This is a genomic window from Phaeobacter sp. S60 (assembly GCF_000826845.1).
Lineage (GTDB): Bacteria > Pseudomonadota > Alphaproteobacteria > Rhodobacterales > Rhodobacteraceae > Phaeobacter > Phaeobacter piscinae.
In genome coordinates, this window is record NZ_JSWJ01000003.1 from 218,247 (window position 1) to 234,697 (window position 16,451).

Genomic DNA, 16,451 nt, shown 5'->3' on the forward strand with positions numbered 1-16,451 from the left:
GCGATACACAATAAGCCGAAACCTGTGCACAACCATGATACGGGGGAGGGAAAGTGCAGGTTTCTGTTGCCAGGTACCTGCGAACCCCGCCTTACACGGCTAGGCATAAGGACTTAAGTTTCGGCGACATTAACAGCTTACGCTGCTACTGCCATTGCCGGAGCACGATTGTCATTTGCAATTGTACAAGTTTCGCCGATAACGGTGGCAGACAGCCGAGACAAAGCTAACCCCTTTAGACGTTCGTCGATCCTGTTTCGACCCCATGATCCCCAAATGAAGGATGTTTGGTGGAGTCGCCGGGTACCGCCCCCGGGTCCGATCCGCTTATTACGAGCGCGTTTATGTCCATAGTTCCGAAGAACAAATCTTATATAGGCAGGTTTTTGTCGGATGCAAAGGGGGCGGTATCAAAATCCTGCAAGGTTTCTGATGGTCTGCGACGGCAAGGCTGAACCCTGACGAGGCTGCGTCAGCTTGAGGTGGGTCGCTGTGCGCGCGCCGCAAAAACCAGTGCCGCCAGCTTGCAGCTCTCCGCTTCCAGCGCGCTCAGGTGGGTGGTGGCCGCGTCGCCATCCCCGGCCTCGATGGCTTCGACAATCTGGCTGTGCAATACAGTGATCACGGCGCGGTCCCGCGCGCTGAAGGTAATCATATTCATCAGCGGCTGCATCGCCTCCACAGCGCCAGCCAGCTGATAGGACAACACCGGATTGCCCGCCGCATCCACCAGCGCCCGGTGAAAGGTCACATCAGAAGCACAAAATGCCTCATCGGAGAGACCAGGTTGGCCCTGCCGGAAAATCTCCGCGCGCATGGTGGCAAGGTGATCTGCCGTGCGCCGGGTGGCCGCCAGCGGCGCACAGGCGCGCTCCAGCGCGTAGCGGGCCTCGCAGGCGGTATCGAAACTGACGGCATTCATGCTGAGCAGCAGCGTCGACGTGGTGATCTGCTGCGCATAGGCCTCCTCAAAGCTCAGCCGATTGACAAAGGCGCCGCCGGTGGCCCCACGCTGGGTGCGGATCAGCGATTGTGCGGCCAGCCGCTTCAGCGCTTCGCGCACGGTGGGGCGCGAGACCTGAAACTGCTCTGCCATCTCCGCCTCCGAGGGCAGCCGCTGGTCGACGATCAACGCCCCTGTGATGATCGCATCACGAATGGCTTCGGCGATCTGGGCGGACAAATCCGCTGTGCTGCGAGGGGTCAATTTCATGCTCTGGCGCCGCCTGTCGGGAGAAATCATTTGTCAGACATTTAAAAGTCTGACATTTGATTGGCAAGAGCTGAGTCGCCGTCGTGGAGGAGAAAGAGGCCCGTCGGCATGATCGCTCAGCCAACGCACCCAGGCGTGCCGGTGCGCCAATGAATGTCAGAGGAGGACAGATCATGTTCAAAGCTGTGGTCGTGAACAAGGACGAAGACAGCGGCAAAACATCAGCCGCCGTTGAAACGCTCAGCCTGGATCAGCTGCCCGACGCAGAGGTGACGGTGGCGGTGGACTATTCCACAGTAAACTACAAGGACGGGTTGTGCATCGGTCCGGGCGGCGGGCTGGTGCGCAAATACCCCCATGTGCCGGGCATTGATTTTGCAGGCACGGTCGAGGCCTCAAACGATGACCGCTACAAGCCCGGCGACAAGGTGGTGCTGACCGGCTGGCGCGTGGGAGAGGCCCATTGGGGCGGGTATTCGCAAAAGGCCCGCGTGCGCGCCGATTGGCTGGTGCCGCTGCCAGAGGGGATCGACACGCGGCAGGCGATGGCGGTGGGCACCGCAGGCTTTACCGCGATGCTGTCGGTGATGGCGCTGGAGGATCACGGGCTGACACCGGACCGTGGCCCGGTGCTGGTCACCGGGGCCGCGGGCGGCGTCGGCTCTGTGGCCACCGCGATCCTTGCCAACCTCGGCTATGATGTCGCCGCAGTGACCGGCCGCCCCGAGACGGCGGAGTACCTGACCGCCCTTGGTGCCACGCAGATTGTGCCGCGCGAAGAGCTGAACGAAACCGTCAAACGCCCGTTGGAGAGCGAAAACTGGGCCGGCTGTATTGATGCCGTCGGCGGCGCAATGCTGGCGCGTGTGCTGGGCCAGATGAAATATGGCGGTTCGGTTGCGGCGGTCGGGCTGGCTGGCGGGGCAGGGCTGCCGGCCACCGTGATCCCGTTCCTGTTGCGCGGTGTGAACCTGCTGGGCATCGACAGCGTGATGCAACCCTATGACAATCGGCTGCGGGCCTGGCAGCGGGTCGCCACCGACCTGCCGATGGAGAAGCTGGAGGCGATGGTTCAGCCCGCCACCCTGTCGGACCTGCCAAAGCTTGGCGCCGATATTCTGCAAGGGCAGGTGAAAGGGCGCGTGGTCGTGGATCTGAACGGCTGACGCGGGCAGGCGTTACCCGCCCAAACCCCGGCCCACACTCCGGCCCACACCCGGCCCACATTTTGCCCAACACTCTGGCGATAGGGCAGAGAAACGCGCAGTACGGCTGCGCGTTTTTTCACATCGGGTTGCCAGCCCATCCTGATGGTGCGCGCGTAGGGCGCATAAGGCGCGACAATCACGCGGTTTTCTGCTATGCTCGGCCTCTGCACCCGACCGCGCCGCCGCTGCGTGCCAGCGCGCGACCCTCTCTTCTGGCATAGGCTCTGACCGGTCAGGCAGAGCGAACCGCGCACATCGTCTGAGCGTTCCTGCGATTTTTTCACGATCGGCGGGAACCCGCGCAGCCGATGAGCAGTTGAGACACTGGACGTTCACATAAGACAAAGCAGGGACACCCATGACAGATGAAACGGCCAATCAGGGCATACCCGCCCCCGACGGTGAGGCCGCCGTCATCGACACCGAATATGAAATTGGACAGGACAATTTAGAGGGATCGGTGGGGCCGATCGGATTTGACATCCACAACCCCGTGTTCATGGTCTCCGGCATCAGCATCATGCTGTTTGTCTTCTACGCGCTGGTGCTCCCCGAACAGGCCGCCGCTTTCTTCGGCTGGCTGCGCCCGGCGGTGACCAGCTCCTTTGATTGGTTTTTCCTCAGCGCGGGCAATATTTTCGTGCTGTTTTGTTTTTTCCTCATCGTCTCGCCCTGGGGCAAGGTACGCCTGGGTGGCGCGGATGCGGCACCCGATTACACCTATACCGGCTGGTTCGCGATGTTGTTCGCCGCCGGCATGGGCATTGGCCTGATGTTCTATGGCGTCAGTGAGCCGATGAGCCATTATTCCACCTCCTTCGGCGGGGTGAGCATGGGCGAGAACGGCGCCCGCACCGATTGGGCCCCCTTGGGCGGGGCCGCAGGGGACAGTGCGGAATCCGTGCGTCTTGGCATGGCGGCAACGATTTACCACTGGGGCCTGCACCCCTGGGCGATCTACGCCATTGTTGCGCTGTCACTGGCGCTCTTTTCCTTCAACAAGGGGCTGCCGCTGACCATCCGCTCGGCCTTCTACCCGATTTTTGGCGAACGGGTCTGGGGCTGGACGGGCCATGTGATCGATATCCTTGCGGTCTTTGCCACGCTCTTTGGACTTGCAACCTCCCTTGGTTTTGGTGCGACACAGGCCAACGCGGGGCTGAACGAACTCTTTGGCGTGCCGGTTGGTTCCACCACCGAAGTGATCCTGATCTCCGCCATCACCGCGGTGGCGCTGGTGTCGGTGGTGCGTGGCCTTGATGGCGGCGTGAAGGTGCTGAGCGAGCTGAATATGGGGCTGGCCTTCCTGCTGCTGATCTTCGTGCTTCTGGTCGGGCCAACCCTGCTGATCATCACCGGCTTCTTCGACAGTCTGATGGCCTATGTGCAGTATCTGCCTGCTCTCTCGATGCCCTTCGGGCGCGAGGATACCAAATACAGCCAGGGCTGGACCGCCTTTTATTGGGCGTGGTGGATCAGCTGGTCGCCTTTTGTCGGCATGTTCATCGCCCGCGTCAGCCGGGGCCGCACCGTGCGGGAATTCATCATCTGCGTGCTGCTGATCCCCAGCCTGGTCTGTGTCTTGTGGATGAGCGTTTTTGGTGGCACCGCGATCCATCAGGTGGTGGCGGATGGCTATACCGGTGCGCAGGATGCGGCGCTTGAACTGAAGCTGTTCAAGATGTTGGATCAGCTGCCGCTGGCGTCCATCACCTCCTTTGTCGGGATCCTGCTGGTGATTGTGTTTTTTGTCACCTCCTCGGATTCCGGCTCGCTGGTGATCGATACGATCACCGCGGGGGGCAAGGTTGATGCGCCGATGCCGCAGCGGGTGTTCTGGTGCGTGTTCGAAGGCGCCGTTGCGATTGTGCTGCTGCTTGGCGGCGGTCTGGTCGCCCTGCAGGCGATGGTGATCTCGACGGGCCTGCCGTTCACGGTGGTGCTGCTCCTGATGTGTTGGGCAATCCTGCGCGGACTGCAAAGCGAGCCGCGCTGACAGGTCAACCTGTCCGGTCTGACTCTCCGAACTGACCCATTCGCCACACACATCTGACAGAAAACGCCCCGGGGATCCTCCGGGGCGTTTTGCACTGTCTGGACGGCGGTTTTTACCCGCCTAGCCCGTTGCCTCAAAAAAGCCGACGGAATTACCATCCGGATCTTTGGCGTAGAAGAAATGCCCGCGTGGCAGCGGGATCGCCTCCGACACCACTTGTCCTCCGGCATCCGTCACCCGTGTCATCACATCGGCCAGCGCGCCCTCGGCCGCCAGATGCAGGGTGGGACCGATCCCATCGGGGGCAGGGGTGCCGGGGTAGATGCTCAGCGCGACACCGGTGGCCGGGTCTTTCGGGCGAAACAGCAGCATCGGGTTTGGCCCATCGGTGACCAGCTCCAGTTCAGCCCCTGTCACATGCTGATAAAAGCGGGTCGCGGCGTCCATATCGGTCACGGGGATCTCGCCCCAGACCAGAAAATCCTTCGGAGTATATGCCATCATCTGCGTCCTTTCCTGCTGATGTGGCCCTTTGCTACCCGCCGTTGTTGCCAGAAAATGTCATCAGCGCAGCAACGGCGGCTGCGGGCAGGCATCACCATCGGCGCTTGACCTCATGCACCATCATCGGCACTCCTTTCGGAGACAGACATAAGGAGAGACCATGGCCCTCGATATCGATTTCGTCCGCAGCCAGTTTCCGGCATTTGCAGCAGCGAATTTGCAAGGTCAGGCGTTTTTTGAAAATGCCGGCGGCTCCTATACCTGCCAGCCGGTGATCAACCGGCTCACCCGGTTTTACACTGAACGCAAGGTGCAGCCCTATGCGCCCTATGAGGCCTCGACGCTGGCAGGCGCTGAGATGGATGAGGCGCGGCATCGTCTGGCGGGTATTCTCGGGGTGGATCGTGATGAGCTGAGCTTTGGACCCTCCACCACCCAGAACACCTATGTGCTGGCGCAGGCCTTTCGTGACTTTCTGTCCCCGGGGGAGGCGATCATCGTCACCAATCAGGACCATGAGGCCAACAGTGGTCCGTGGCGCCGTCTCGCTGATGCGGGGATTGAGGTGCGCGAATGGCAGATCGACCCGCAGTCCGGCCATCTGGATCCGGGCGATCTTGAAAACCTGCTGGATGAAAAGGTCCGTCTGGTGTGTTTTCCCCATTGCTCCAACGTGGTCGGGGAGTTGAACCCGGTCACCGAAATCACCGCACTGGCCCATGCGGCGGGCGCCTTTGTCTGTGTCGATGGCGTCTCTTATGCGCCCCATGGTCTGCCAAATGTTGGCGAGCTGGGGCCGGATATCTATCTGTTTTCTGCCTATAAAACCTACGGGCCCCATCAGGGGCTGATGGTGATCCGCCGCGCCCTTGGGGAGCTGCTGCCCAATCAGGGTCATTTCTTCAATGGTGATACGCTTTACAAACGCTTCACCCCGGCGGGGCCGGATCATGCGCAGGTCGCGGCCTGCGCCGGTATGGCCGATTATATTGCAACCCTTGCCCATCACCACGGCGGTCCGCTGACCGAAGGCGCCGCGCAGGGCGCCTTTGTCCACGATCTGATGCGCGCCCATGAGGTGGAGCTTCTGCAACCGCTGCTGGACATGGTGAAGGACCGCAATGACCTGCGCCTGATTGGTCCGTCTGATGCCGCCACCCGCGCGCCCACCGTGGCGCTGGCGCTCGACCGCCCGGCAGAGGCCGTGGCGGCCAAACTGGCAGAGCACGGCATCATGGCGGGGGGAGGCGATTTCTACGCCCTGCGCGCGCTCAATGCTATGGGCGTGTCGACCAGCGATGGGGTGCTGCGGCTCAGTTTTACGCATTACACCTCGAAAAAGGAGATGACACAGCTGATGGAGGCCCTAGATCGCGTCTTGAGCAAGTGACGAGATCCAAAGGACAGGCCCTTCATGACCGACGAGAAACCGAGCAACGCCCCGATCATCTGGTGGGTGCGGCGCGACCTGCGTCTTGCCGATAACCCGGCGCTGGCCGCGGCTGTCGCTGCGGATGTTCCGGTTATCCCTGTCTTTATCCTTGATACGCTGGATGAGGATCTGGGCGCCGCGCCAAGGTTCCGGTTGGGGCTGGGGCTGGCGCATCTGGCCAAGGAACTGGAGCGGCGCGGCGCGCGGCTGATCCTGCGCCGCGGGCCAGCACAGGAGGTGCTGACGCAGCTGATCACGGACACCGGTGCGGGCGCAGTTCACTGGACCCGCGCCTACGACCCGCAGGCCATCGCCCGCGACACCGACATCAAGGATCAGCTGAAGGGGCAGGGAATTGCGGCGAAATCCTTTGGCGGCCATCTGCTGTTTGAGCCCTGGACGGTCGAGACCAAGACCGGCGGCATGTACCGGGTCTATTCGCCCTATTGGAAGGCGGTGCGCGACCGCGATGTTGACGGGCTGATCGCCGCCCCCTCACGGATCCCGGCACCGACGCATTGGCCGGCCTCAGATGATCTGCACAGCTGGCAGATGGCTGCCGCGATGCGCCGGGGCGCAGATGTGGTGGCGCAATACTGCCGCGTCGGCGAAGGTGCAGCGCAGGAGCGGCTGGCAGAATTCCTCGACAGCCGCGTTGCCGACTACAAACAGGACCGCGATTTTCCCGCCATGGATGCCACCTCGGGCCTGTCTGAGAACCTCGCTTGGGGGGAGATCAGCCCGCGCCGCATGTGGCATCACGGGCTGGAGGCGCGCCGGGCCGGCAAATCCGGCGCTGAGCATTTCCTCAAGGAAATCGTCTGGCGCGAATTTGCCTATCACCTGATGTTCCACACCCCCCATATTCTGACCCGCAACTGGCGCCCGGAATGGGAACAGTTCAACTGGTCGGAGCGTGACGATGACAAGGTCGACGCCTGGCGGCGCGGCCAGACAGGGTATAATTTCGTCGATGCCGCCATGCGCGAACTCTATGTGACCGGCAAGATGCACAACCGCGCCCGGATGATTGTGGCCAGCTTTCTGACCAAACATATGCTCACCCATTGGCGCATCGGTCAGCAGTGGTTTGAGGAGTGTCTGGTGGACTGGGACCCGGCCTCCAACGCCATGGGCTGGCAATGGGTGGCAGGCTCCGGCCCTGATGCCTCGCCGTTCTTTCGGATTTTCAACCCCGATGGCCAGCTGGAGAAATTCGACGCCAAAGGCCGCTACCAGTCCGCCTGGATCGCCGAAGGGCAGGCCAATCCGCCGCAGACCGCGCTGGATTTCTACCGCGCCACACCCCTGTCCTGGCAGCTGTCGCCAAAGGACAAACGCGCTGAGCCGTTCCTTGATCTGAAGGAGGGCCGCGCCCGCGCGCTGGAGGTCTACGGCCAGCGGGAACTGCCTGACGACTGACAGATCCCTTGCCAGAAGCGCCTGATTTGGCCTAGCCTTTTGGGTGGGCACGTCTTGGGGAGGACAGAATGGCGCTCACAACGACCGACGGACAGGCCAATCTGCCGCGCTACTTCGCAGCGATTTTTGACCAGCTGCACGCGCTGGAGGTGGGGCAGCTGGACATCCACCTGCCGGACGGGCGGGTGTTTCGCGTCAGTGGCCAACGGCCCGGCCCGGTGGCCGATTTGCGCATCCACAATCCGGACTGCTTTGCCCGGCTGATCCGCGAGGGCGATCTGGGATTTTCCGATGCCTATCTGGACGGCTGGTGGAGCACATCGGATCTGCAGGCTTTCATGGATCTGATCCATCTCGGATCGGAAACCGTTTACGACGGCTTTCCGGGACGCGGGCTGATCCGCGCCTATGAGCAGTTCCGCTTCTGGCTGCAACGCAATCACCGCGCCCAGGCCAAGGCGAATATCTCCTACCACTATGACCTTGGTAACGCCTTCTACGGGCTGTGGCTGGACGACACGATGACCTATTCCAGTGCCCTGTTCAAAACCGGACAGGAAAGTCTGGAGGCCGCGCAAACCGCAAAATACGCCTCCATGGTGGATCAGATGGGGGTGAAGCCCGGCGACCATGTGCTGGAGGTTGGCTGCGGCTGGGGCGGTTTTGCCGAATACGCCGCCCGCGAGCGGGGCTTGCGTGTCACTGGCCTCACCATCAGCGAAGAGCAGTTGAAATACGCCCGTCAGCGCATTGAAAAGGCTGGACTTTCCGATCAGGTCGAACTCAGGATGCAGGACTACCGCGACTGCGAGGGCACCTTTGACGGTATCGCTTCCATCGAGATGTTTGAGGCGGTGGGCGAAAAATACTGGCCCGCCTATTTCCAGATGATCCACGACCGGTTGCGCCCGGGCGGGCAGGCGACCTTGCAGATCATCACCGTCGCGGACCGGCGCTGGACCGTTTATAAACGCGGCGTCGATTTCATTCAGAAACATATTTTCCCGGGCGGGATGCTGCCCGCGCCAAAGATCCTGCGCCAACAGGTGGAACTTGCCGGGCTGCAGGTCATGAAATCGCTCGAATTCGGTGATAGCTACGATCAGACGTTGCGGCGCTGGCACGCCACATTCAACAACCGCTGGGACGAGATTGCTGCCATGGGATTTGATGATCGCTTCAGGAAAATGTGGAATTTCTACCTCACCTCCTGCGCGGCCGCGTTCAAGGCTGAGACCTGCGATGTCACCCAGATCACGCTTGCCCACCGCTGACCGAAAGCCCCGAATATGCCCACCGCCGCCCGATTGATTGCCGCCCTTAGCATGGCTCTTGTCGCCATCGCCGTCTCCTTCCTGATCATGCCGCTGATGCCAGAGGGCACGGATTTTGGCTATTTCGTGCCCTTCAATGCCGCGCTTGGCGTGCTGATTGGCTGGGTCTGGGTGGGGCGCCATGTGGGGCGCGGGGTGGTCAATGCCATCAATAACGGGCTGACCGGTGCCGCGCTTCTGGTGCTCTGGGGGCTGTTCTTTCAGGGCGCGTGGGAGATGTTCCGCCTCGCCATGCGCAATCGCTACGACGGCCCGTTTGAGGCGCTTTCGGCAATTTTTGTCATCGGATTGGATTTCTTTTTTGTGATGGCGGTGCCACATGTGTTGCTGGCGCTGGTGATTGGCGGCATCTTCTCTGGCCTGGTGACCGAGAACGCCGCAAGACGCTGGCGCTGAAACAACATATTTCCAATAGGATACAGACCGTGGTTGATCTTTTTGTCTATGGCACCCTGCGCCATCTGCCGCTGCTTGAACTGGTGCTGGGGCGGTCCGGTGCCGCGCTGGATGCCGTGTCGGCGCATCTGCCGGACCACGGCGCCTTTGCGGTGGTGGATCAGCCCTTTCCCGCGATTGAGGCCCGCGCCGGACACCGCGCCCCGGGGCTCTTGCTGCGGGGCCTCACGCAGGACGATATCGACGCGCTGAATTTCTACGAAGGCGGGTTCGACTATACGCTGCGCCGCGTCACGGTGGAGTTGGACGCAGGCGGCAGCGCCCCGGCGGATGTCTATTTCCCCGATCCGGGCCTCTGGCAGACCGGCGCGCCATGGGATCTGGCCGCATGGCAGGCCGACTGGGGCGCCTTGTCCCTACGCGCCGCAGAGGAGGTCATGGCCTACCGTGGCCGACTGACCCCGGCTGAGGTTGCAGCCCGTTTTCGCCCGATCCGTATTCGCGCTGCCGCGTGGTTGGCGGCGCAGAACCGGGCCGAGGATCCCGATCACGATCTGACCCGCGATGTCGTCGTGCATGAGCATAAGCGCGCTTATGTGAATTTCTTCGCCATGGAGGAGATGGACCTGCAATTCCGCCGCTACGACGGCAGCCTCAGCCCGGTGGTGAACCGGGGCGCGGCCTTGGTGGGGCAGGCGGCGGTGGTGCTGCCTTATGATCCGCGCCGCGACGCGGTGCTGCTGATCGAACAGTTTCGCGCGGCCACCTATATCGCAGGCAACCGGCGCCCGTGGATGTGGGAACCGGTGGCTGGGCTTATTGATCCCGGCGAGACGCCCGAACAGGCGGCCCACCGCGAGGCGATGGAGGAGGCCGGCCTGACCATCGACCAGCTGGAAACCGTGACACGGGTCTATCCGTCCAGCGGCGCGTCGGGCGAGTTTTTGCACATCTTTGTGGGCGTTTGCGATTTTGACAACATCGCAGGCGGCGGCGGGCTAGAGAGCGAGAATGAGGATATCCGCAGCCAGATCATCCCCTATGATGACCTGATGCGCGGTGTTGATGATCACAGCTATCAGGACATGCCACTGGTCACCGCCGCACTCTGGCTGTCACGTCATCGTGACCGGCTGCGCCACGGCGAACCCTGACAAGGCGGCGGGCAACCCGGCATGTGATCTGCATCTCGGCTTGTGGTTGTCCAATGCCTTGGCTACACCTCAACGGGAATGATCGAAAGGGATACCATGCGCATTGCACATGACTTGGCCGACGCGATCGGCCACACGCCTCTGATCCGCCTGAACCGCGTCAGCGATGAAACCGGATGTGAGATTCTGGGGAAGGCCGAGTTCATGAACCCCGGCCAGTCGGTCAAGGACCGCGCGGCACTTTATATCATCAAGGATGCGATTGCCCGCGGGGATCTGAAACCGGGCGGCACCATCGTCGAAGGCACCGCCGGCAACACCGGGATCGGTCTGGCGCTGGTTGGCGCCTCGATGGGGTTCAAAACGGTGATCGTCATCCCCGAAACCCAGTCCGAAGAGAAAAAGGACATGTTGCGGCTGGCCGGCGCTCAGCTGGTGCAGGTGCCCGCAGCGCCCTATCGCAACCCCAATAACTTCGTACGGTATTCGGAGCGTCTGGCCAAGGAACTGGCCAAGACCGAACCCAATGGCGCAATCTGGGCCAATCAATTCGACAATGTCGCCAACCGTCAGGCCCATGTTGAGACAACCGCACCGGAGATCTGGGACCAGACCGGGGGCAAGGTTGATGGTTTTGTCTGCGCCGTTGGGTCCGGCGGTACATTGGCCGGTGTCGCGGATGCACTGCAGCCCAAGGGCGTGAAGATCGGTCTTGCGGACCCGATGGGCGCCGCGCTTTATTCCTATTACACCACCGGCGAGATCGCGACCGAAGGCGGCTCCATTGCCGAAGGCATCGGTCAGGTCCGCATCACCAAGAACCTCGAAGGGTTCAAGCCTGATTTCTGCTATCAGGTCGAAGACCGCGACGCGCTGCCGTATGTCTTTGACCTCTTGCATGATGAAGGGCTGGTTCTGGGCGGGTCTTCGGCGATCAATATCGCTGGCGCCGTGCGCATGGCCAAGGACATGGGTCCGGGCAAAACCATTGTTACCGTGCTGTGCGACTATGGCACGCGCTACCAGTCGAAGCTGTTCAATCCCGACTTCTTGCGTGAAAAGGACCTGCCGGTTCCCGATTGGATGACCCACACCCCGGCCTCTATCCCCGGCGTGTTTGAGGACGTATGATCCCCGTCATGCGTGGTATTGTGAAATGTCTGGCCGGGCTGGTTCTGCTGATCAGCCTGGCCTTTCCCGCTCTGGCCCAGCTCGATGCGCGCGCCAAGTCCTACTATGAGGACTGGCTGCGCACCGCCAACCGGGCCGAGACCGTCATTGACGCCAGCCGCGCCTCCAATCTCGCACTGGAACAGCTGCGCAGCGAGCTGGCGGATTTTCGGCAGACTTTCCAGGTCAAGCGTGGTGAAAATGGCGAGCGCATTCAAACGCTACAGGGCCAGCTCGATGCCCTAGGTCCCGCTCCCGGCGAGGGGGAGGAAGAGCCCGAAGATATTGCAGATCTGCGTGCCTCGCTGACCCAGCAGCTCAATCAGCTCAAGGTTCCGCGCATCGTCGCCGAGGAAGCTTACAGCCGCGCCGATGGCCTCATCAACGAGATCGACAAGATCGTCCGCGAGCGCCTGACCAAACGTCTGTTTGAACGCGGCACCTCGCCGCTCAACCCCGAACATTGGCCCGGAGCGTTGCGGGATATGCTCCATGCCAGCCGTGCGGTGGGCAATGAAACCCTGTCGCAGCTGCGCAATGACACCACCAGTGAACGCATCAGCGGTGATCTGATCGGGCTGCTTGCGGTGTTGTTCATCGGTCTGCTTCTGATCACGCGCGGACGTTCATGGGCCCATCGGGCTGGCGATTATCTGCGCCGCTACGGTGCGCGTGGGACCGGGGTTTGGACCTTCGTCGTCTCGCTCCTTCAGGTGCTGCTGCCGCTTATTGGTGTGATTTTTCTGGCAGCGGCGATTGATCTTTCGGGCATCCTTGGCGTGCGCGGCAGTATCATTCTGGATTCCGTTCCAGCCTGGGCGTTCATTATTCTGTCCTTCCATTGGCTGGGTGAGCAGCTCTACGCCAATCAGATTGAAAACGATCTGCTGCCGGTTCAGGAAAACAATCAGGCCGAGACCCGCTTTCTGATCGACATGATGGCGGTGATCCTGGTGCTTCAGGATGCATTCGACACGATTGTGAGAATCCAGAACATCCCCGAAAGCAGCGCCGCCGTCTACGCTTTCCCGCTGATCACCTGCGCCGCACTGATCCTACTGCGGCTACACCGGATCGGAGCCAAACAGCGTCAGGCACAGGATGATGAAGACAGCGAGGAGGGCGCGATTGCCGCGGGCGCCAACCGGATTATCGCTGTGCTGCGGCGCAGCATTTACTTGCTTGGTTTCGCCGGTCCCGTTCTGGCAGCAATTGGCTATCTTAACGCCGCTGAGGCATTGATCTATCCATCAATGCTGACGCTCGCCGTGCTGGCCGGGCTGTTTGTTCTGCACCGCTTTCTCGGTGATCTCTATGGATTTGTCAGCGGCAAGGGCACAGCGGCACGCGACTCACTCTTTGCCGCGCTGATCGGCTTTGCGCTGGCGCTTCTGGCGCTGCCGTTGCTGGCGTTGATCTGGGGCGCGCGGGTGGCGGATCTGACCGAGCTTTGGTCGAACTTCCTCGAAGGTTTTCAGATCGGGGACACCCGGATTTCACCCACGGCTTTCCTCACCTTCGTGACGATTTTTGCCGTTGGCTACGGCCTGACCCGACTGGTGCAGGGCAGCTTGCGCAATGCGCTGCTGCCGAAAACCCGCATTGATATCGGCGGTCAGAACGCCATTGCCTCCGGGATGGGCTATGTCGGGATCTTTCTCGCGGCTCTGGTGGCGATTTCGATGGCGGGGCTTGATCTGTCCTCCCTCGCCATTGTGGCTGGTGCGCTGTCTGTGGGTATCGGTTTTGGCCTGCAAACCATCGTGTCAAACTTTGTCTCTGGCATCATCCTGCTGGTCGAACGCCCGGTTTCAAAAGGTGACTGGATCGAGGTCGGTGGCCTGATGGGCTATGTGCGCGACATCTCGGTGCGCTCCACCCGGATTGAAACCTTCGACCGCACTGATGTGATCGTGCCGAACTCGGACCTGATCACCGGCACCGTCACCAACTACACCCGCGGCAATACCGTGGGCCGGGTGATTGTGCCCGTTGGTGTGAGCTACGGCACCGATCCGCGCAAGGTGGAGGCGATTCTGATGGAGGTGGCTAAGGATCACCCGATGGTGCTGATGAATCCGGCGCCCTCGGTGGTGTTCCAGGGCTTTGGCGCCGACAGTCTCGACTTTGAGATCCGCGCCATCCTGCGGGATGTGAACTGGGTCTTGTCGGTGAAATCCGACATGAACTACGACATCGCCCGCCGCTTTGAAGAGGCCGGGATCGAGATCCCCTTCGCCCAGCGCGATATCTGGATCCGCAATCCCGATGCGCTTGCCACCGCCGCAACCGAGGCCGCGCAGGGTATCGCGCCCCCTGAGGCATCGGTGGCAGCCTCAAATCCACCCCCATCCCCGGCCAAGAAACGCCCGGATCGTCCTGATCTTGACGATCTGTCCAGCGGCGACGACGGGGAAGGCAGCGAAGACGGAGACGGAGACGCCGATCGATGACCGAACAATTGTTCCTGACCGACGCCTATACGCAAGAGGCCCCGGCACACGTAACCGAACACACAACAGAAGGCGGGCTGGTTCTGAACCAGTCCGTCTTCTACGCGACTGGGGGCGGGCAACCGGGCGACACCGGCCGCCTCAACTGGTCCGATGGGGCAGGGGAACATGACCTGCCCATTATCAACACGGTAAAGGGGGAGGCGGGCCGCATTGTCCTGATCCCCGCCGAGGGGCAGCCTCTGCCAGCTGTCGGCCAGGAGGTGGTGCAGACCCTCGATTGGGACCGCCGCTTTGGCCATATGCGCGTCCACACGGCGCTGCATCTGCTGTCGGTGGTGATCCCGCTGCCGGTCTCCGGTGGCTCCATCGGCGCCGAGAAGGGCCGGCTTGATTTCAACATGCCGGAGGCGCCTGAGGACAAGCAGGCGTTGGAGGATGCGCTCAACGCGCTGATCGCCCGCGACCTGACGGTCAGTGAGCGCTGGATCACTGAGGATGAGCTGGATGCAAACCCTGAATTGGTGAAAACCATGTCGGTGGCGCCGCCCCGAGGCACTGGCCGCATTCGTCTGGTGCGGATTGGCAGCGCTGATGAGCAGATTGACCTGCAACCCTGCGGTGGCACCCATGTGCGCAGCACCGCCGAGATTGGTCCTATCCGCCTTGGAAAGGTTGAAAAAAAGGGAAAACAGAACCGCCGGGTCTACCTGCATCTGGGGGGCTGAGCGGGGCGCGAAAATAAGTTTGGGCAAGAGTGAATTTTTTGCTGTTTTCGCTCTTGCAATTGCCCCCGTGATCCGTCAAAAGTCCGCCCAACGGAGAGGTGGCCGAGTGGTCGAAGGCGCACGCCTGGAAAGTGTGTAGGCGGGAGACCGTCTCCAGGGTTCGAATCCCTGTCTCTCCGCCATAACATCTAGACCAAGATGATTTTGTGACAGCCGCCACCGCATGTGGTGGCTTTTTGCATTTTCACCGTCGATCTGCGATCCGCCATGCAACCCGTCACATCAGGGTGGCCGTTACCTGCATGACAAAATGATAGACGTCTATCAGGAAATGATATACGTCTATCAAAACTCACGAACGCAGAGGCGCCGCAAGGATGGGAAAACCCACATTACATGATGTCGCGGCTGCGGCGGGGGTCAGCTACGCGACGGCGGACCGGGTGCTGAACAACCGGGGCGGCGTGGCAAAGAAATCTCAGGACCGGGTGCGCGCGGCGATTGCTGATCTGGGCTACCAGCGTGACATCACCGCCGCCAATCTGTCGCGCCGCCGTCAGTACCGCTTTGCGGTGTTGCTGCCTGCGGCGCGGGAGGGGTTCTTTGCCGCGCTCAACGCTGATCTGGAGCAGGAGGTGGCCGCCCGCTCTCAGGCCCGCCAGCAGATCAGCATAACCCGCGTGCCGCCCTTCGACGCCGCAGCGCTGACCCGCGCGATAGAAGGCCGCGCCGCAGAGGGCTACGATGGTGTCTGCCTTGTCGCGGTTGAGGATCCGGACGTCGAAGCCGCGCTGACCCGGCTGCGGGCGCAGGGAATGGCCGTGGTGACATTGGTTGCGGACAGCGCGCCGCAGACCCGCGATACCTATATTGGCATTGATAACCGCAGGGCCGGGCGCACCGCTGGTGATCTGATGCGGCTGGCCCATCGTGGTGCTGCAGCCCCTCAGGGTCAGATCCTACCCATCACCGGCAGTCTCAACGCCCGCGATCACGCCGACCGCTATGCGGGCTTTTGTGATGTGGTGGCCGCAGATCTGCGCATCCTGCCGCCGCTGGAAACCGGCGATGATCCGGAGATCCTTGAACAGGCCTTGCGCCACGCGCTGCGTGCCAACCCCGATATCACCGGCATTTACAATCTGGGGGCGGGTATTCCGGGTCTGATTTCGGCGCTTGCGACGACACAGCCAGGCGACAAGCCGGTGGTGATCAGCCACGAACTCTGCCCGGCCACCCGCGATGCGGTAGCGCAGGGCCTCATTGATGCGGTGATTGATCAGAAACCGGCGCAGGAAATCACCGCCGCCCTGGCCGCGCTTGTCGCCCTCAGTGACGGGCAGCCGGTTGATCCATTGGCGGGGCAAATCACCCCGGCCGTTCATTTCAAACACAACATGCCCCCGCAGTCTGCGGTCGGGCCAGAAGAGGGGGCCTGACC

General features: G+C 61.8%; 13 protein-coding genes, 1 tRNA gene and 1 other RNA gene. 12 read left to right on the top strand and 3 right to left on the bottom strand.

Annotated features, from left to right (window positions below; genetic code table 11):
* Positions 1 to 52 precede the first annotated feature (52 nt).
* Positions 53 to 404: a transfer-messenger RNA gene (gene ssrA / locus OO25_RS22360) on the bottom strand.
* 68 nt (positions 405 to 472) lie between these two features.
* Entirely contained in the window at positions 473 to 1,213 is a 741-nt protein-coding gene (locus OO25_RS02620; protein WP_040178332.1) for a FadR/GntR family transcriptional regulator, read from the bottom strand.
* Positions 1,214 to 1,386: 173 nt separating this feature from the next.
* On the opposite strand from OO25_RS02620, the gene acuI reads away from it, so the two are divergent.
* Complete coding sequence (gene acuI / locus OO25_RS02625; RefSeq protein ID WP_040178334.1) at positions 1,387 to 2,379, top strand: acryloyl-CoA reductase; 993 nt, start codon at positions 1,387 to 1,389, stop codon at positions 2,377 to 2,379.
* Positions 2,380 to 2,779: 400 nt separating this feature from the next.
* On the top strand, positions 2,780 to 4,417 hold the full coding sequence (locus tag OO25_RS02630; protein WP_040178335.1) for a BCCT family transporter: 1,638 nt from the start codon (positions 2,780 to 2,782) through the stop codon (positions 4,415 to 4,417).
* 120 nt (positions 4,418 to 4,537) lie between these two features.
* On the opposite strand, the gene OO25_RS02635 is transcribed toward OO25_RS02630, so the two are convergent.
* The gene (locus OO25_RS02635) at positions 4,538 to 4,921 is read right to left on the bottom strand and encodes a VOC family protein (protein ID WP_338090138.1); all 384 of its coding nucleotides are present in this window, start codon (positions 4,919 to 4,921) and stop codon (positions 4,538 to 4,540) included.
* A gap of 160 nt (positions 4,922 to 5,081) precedes the next feature.
* Here OO25_RS02635 and OO25_RS02640 point away from each other — a divergent pair, with 160 nt between their 5' ends.
* The 10 genes from OO25_RS02640 (at position 5,082) to OO25_RS02685 (ending at position 16,449) form a co-directional block, all read left to right on the top strand.
* The gene (locus tag OO25_RS02640; protein WP_040178336.1) at positions 5,082 to 6,311 is read left to right on the top strand and encodes an aminotransferase class V-fold PLP-dependent enzyme; all 1,230 of its coding nucleotides are present in this window, start codon (positions 5,082 to 5,084) and stop codon (positions 6,309 to 6,311) included.
* A 24-nt stretch (positions 6,312 to 6,335) separates the two neighbouring features.
* On the top strand, positions 6,336 to 7,775 hold the full coding sequence (locus OO25_RS02645) for a deoxyribodipyrimidine photo-lyase (RefSeq protein ID WP_040178337.1): 1,440 nt from the start codon (positions 6,336 to 6,338) through the stop codon (positions 7,773 to 7,775).
* A gap of 68 nt (positions 7,776 to 7,843) precedes the next feature.
* Positions 7,844 to 9,049: a cyclopropane-fatty-acyl-phospholipid synthase family protein gene (locus OO25_RS02650; RefSeq protein WP_040178338.1), complete on the top strand. Its 1,206-nt coding sequence runs from the start codon at positions 7,844 to 7,846 to the stop codon at positions 9,047 to 9,049.
* Positions 9,050 to 9,064: 15 nt separating this feature from the next.
* A complete protein-coding gene (locus OO25_RS02655) occupies positions 9,065 to 9,505 on the top strand; it encodes a TrgA family protein (protein WP_040178340.1) in 441 nt (146 codons plus the stop codon).
* A gap of 29 nt (positions 9,506 to 9,534) precedes the next feature.
* A complete protein-coding gene (locus OO25_RS02660) occupies positions 9,535 to 10,659 on the top strand; it encodes an NUDIX domain-containing protein (protein WP_040178341.1) in 1,125 nt (374 codons plus the stop codon).
* Positions 10,660 to 10,755: 96 nt separating this feature from the next.
* On the top strand, positions 10,756 to 11,790 hold the full coding sequence (locus OO25_RS02665; protein WP_040178719.1) for a cysteine synthase A: 1,035 nt from the start codon (positions 10,756 to 10,758) through the stop codon (positions 11,788 to 11,790).
* The gene (locus tag OO25_RS02670) at positions 11,787 to 14,282 is read left to right on the top strand and encodes a DUF3772 domain-containing protein (protein ID WP_040178343.1); all 2,496 of its coding nucleotides are present in this window, start codon (positions 11,787 to 11,789) and stop codon (positions 14,280 to 14,282) included. The genes OO25_RS02665 and OO25_RS02670 overlap by 4 nt, the downstream gene beginning before the upstream one ends.
* Complete coding sequence (locus OO25_RS02675) at positions 14,279 to 15,010, top strand: alanyl-tRNA editing protein (RefSeq protein ID WP_040178344.1); 732 nt, start codon at positions 14,279 to 14,281, stop codon at positions 15,008 to 15,010. The genes OO25_RS02670 and OO25_RS02675 overlap by 4 nt, the downstream gene beginning before the upstream one ends.
* A gap of 92 nt (positions 15,011 to 15,102) precedes the next feature.
* Positions 15,103 to 15,192: transfer RNA gene (locus OO25_RS02680), tRNA-Ser, on the top strand.
* Positions 15,193 to 15,387: 195 nt separating this feature from the next.
* Positions 15,388 to 16,449, top strand: coding sequence for a LacI family DNA-binding transcriptional regulator (locus OO25_RS02685; RefSeq protein WP_040178346.1), 1,062 nt, complete (start codon positions 15,388 to 15,390; stop codon positions 16,447 to 16,449).
* The last annotated feature ends 2 nt before the right edge of the window (positions 16,450 to 16,451 follow it).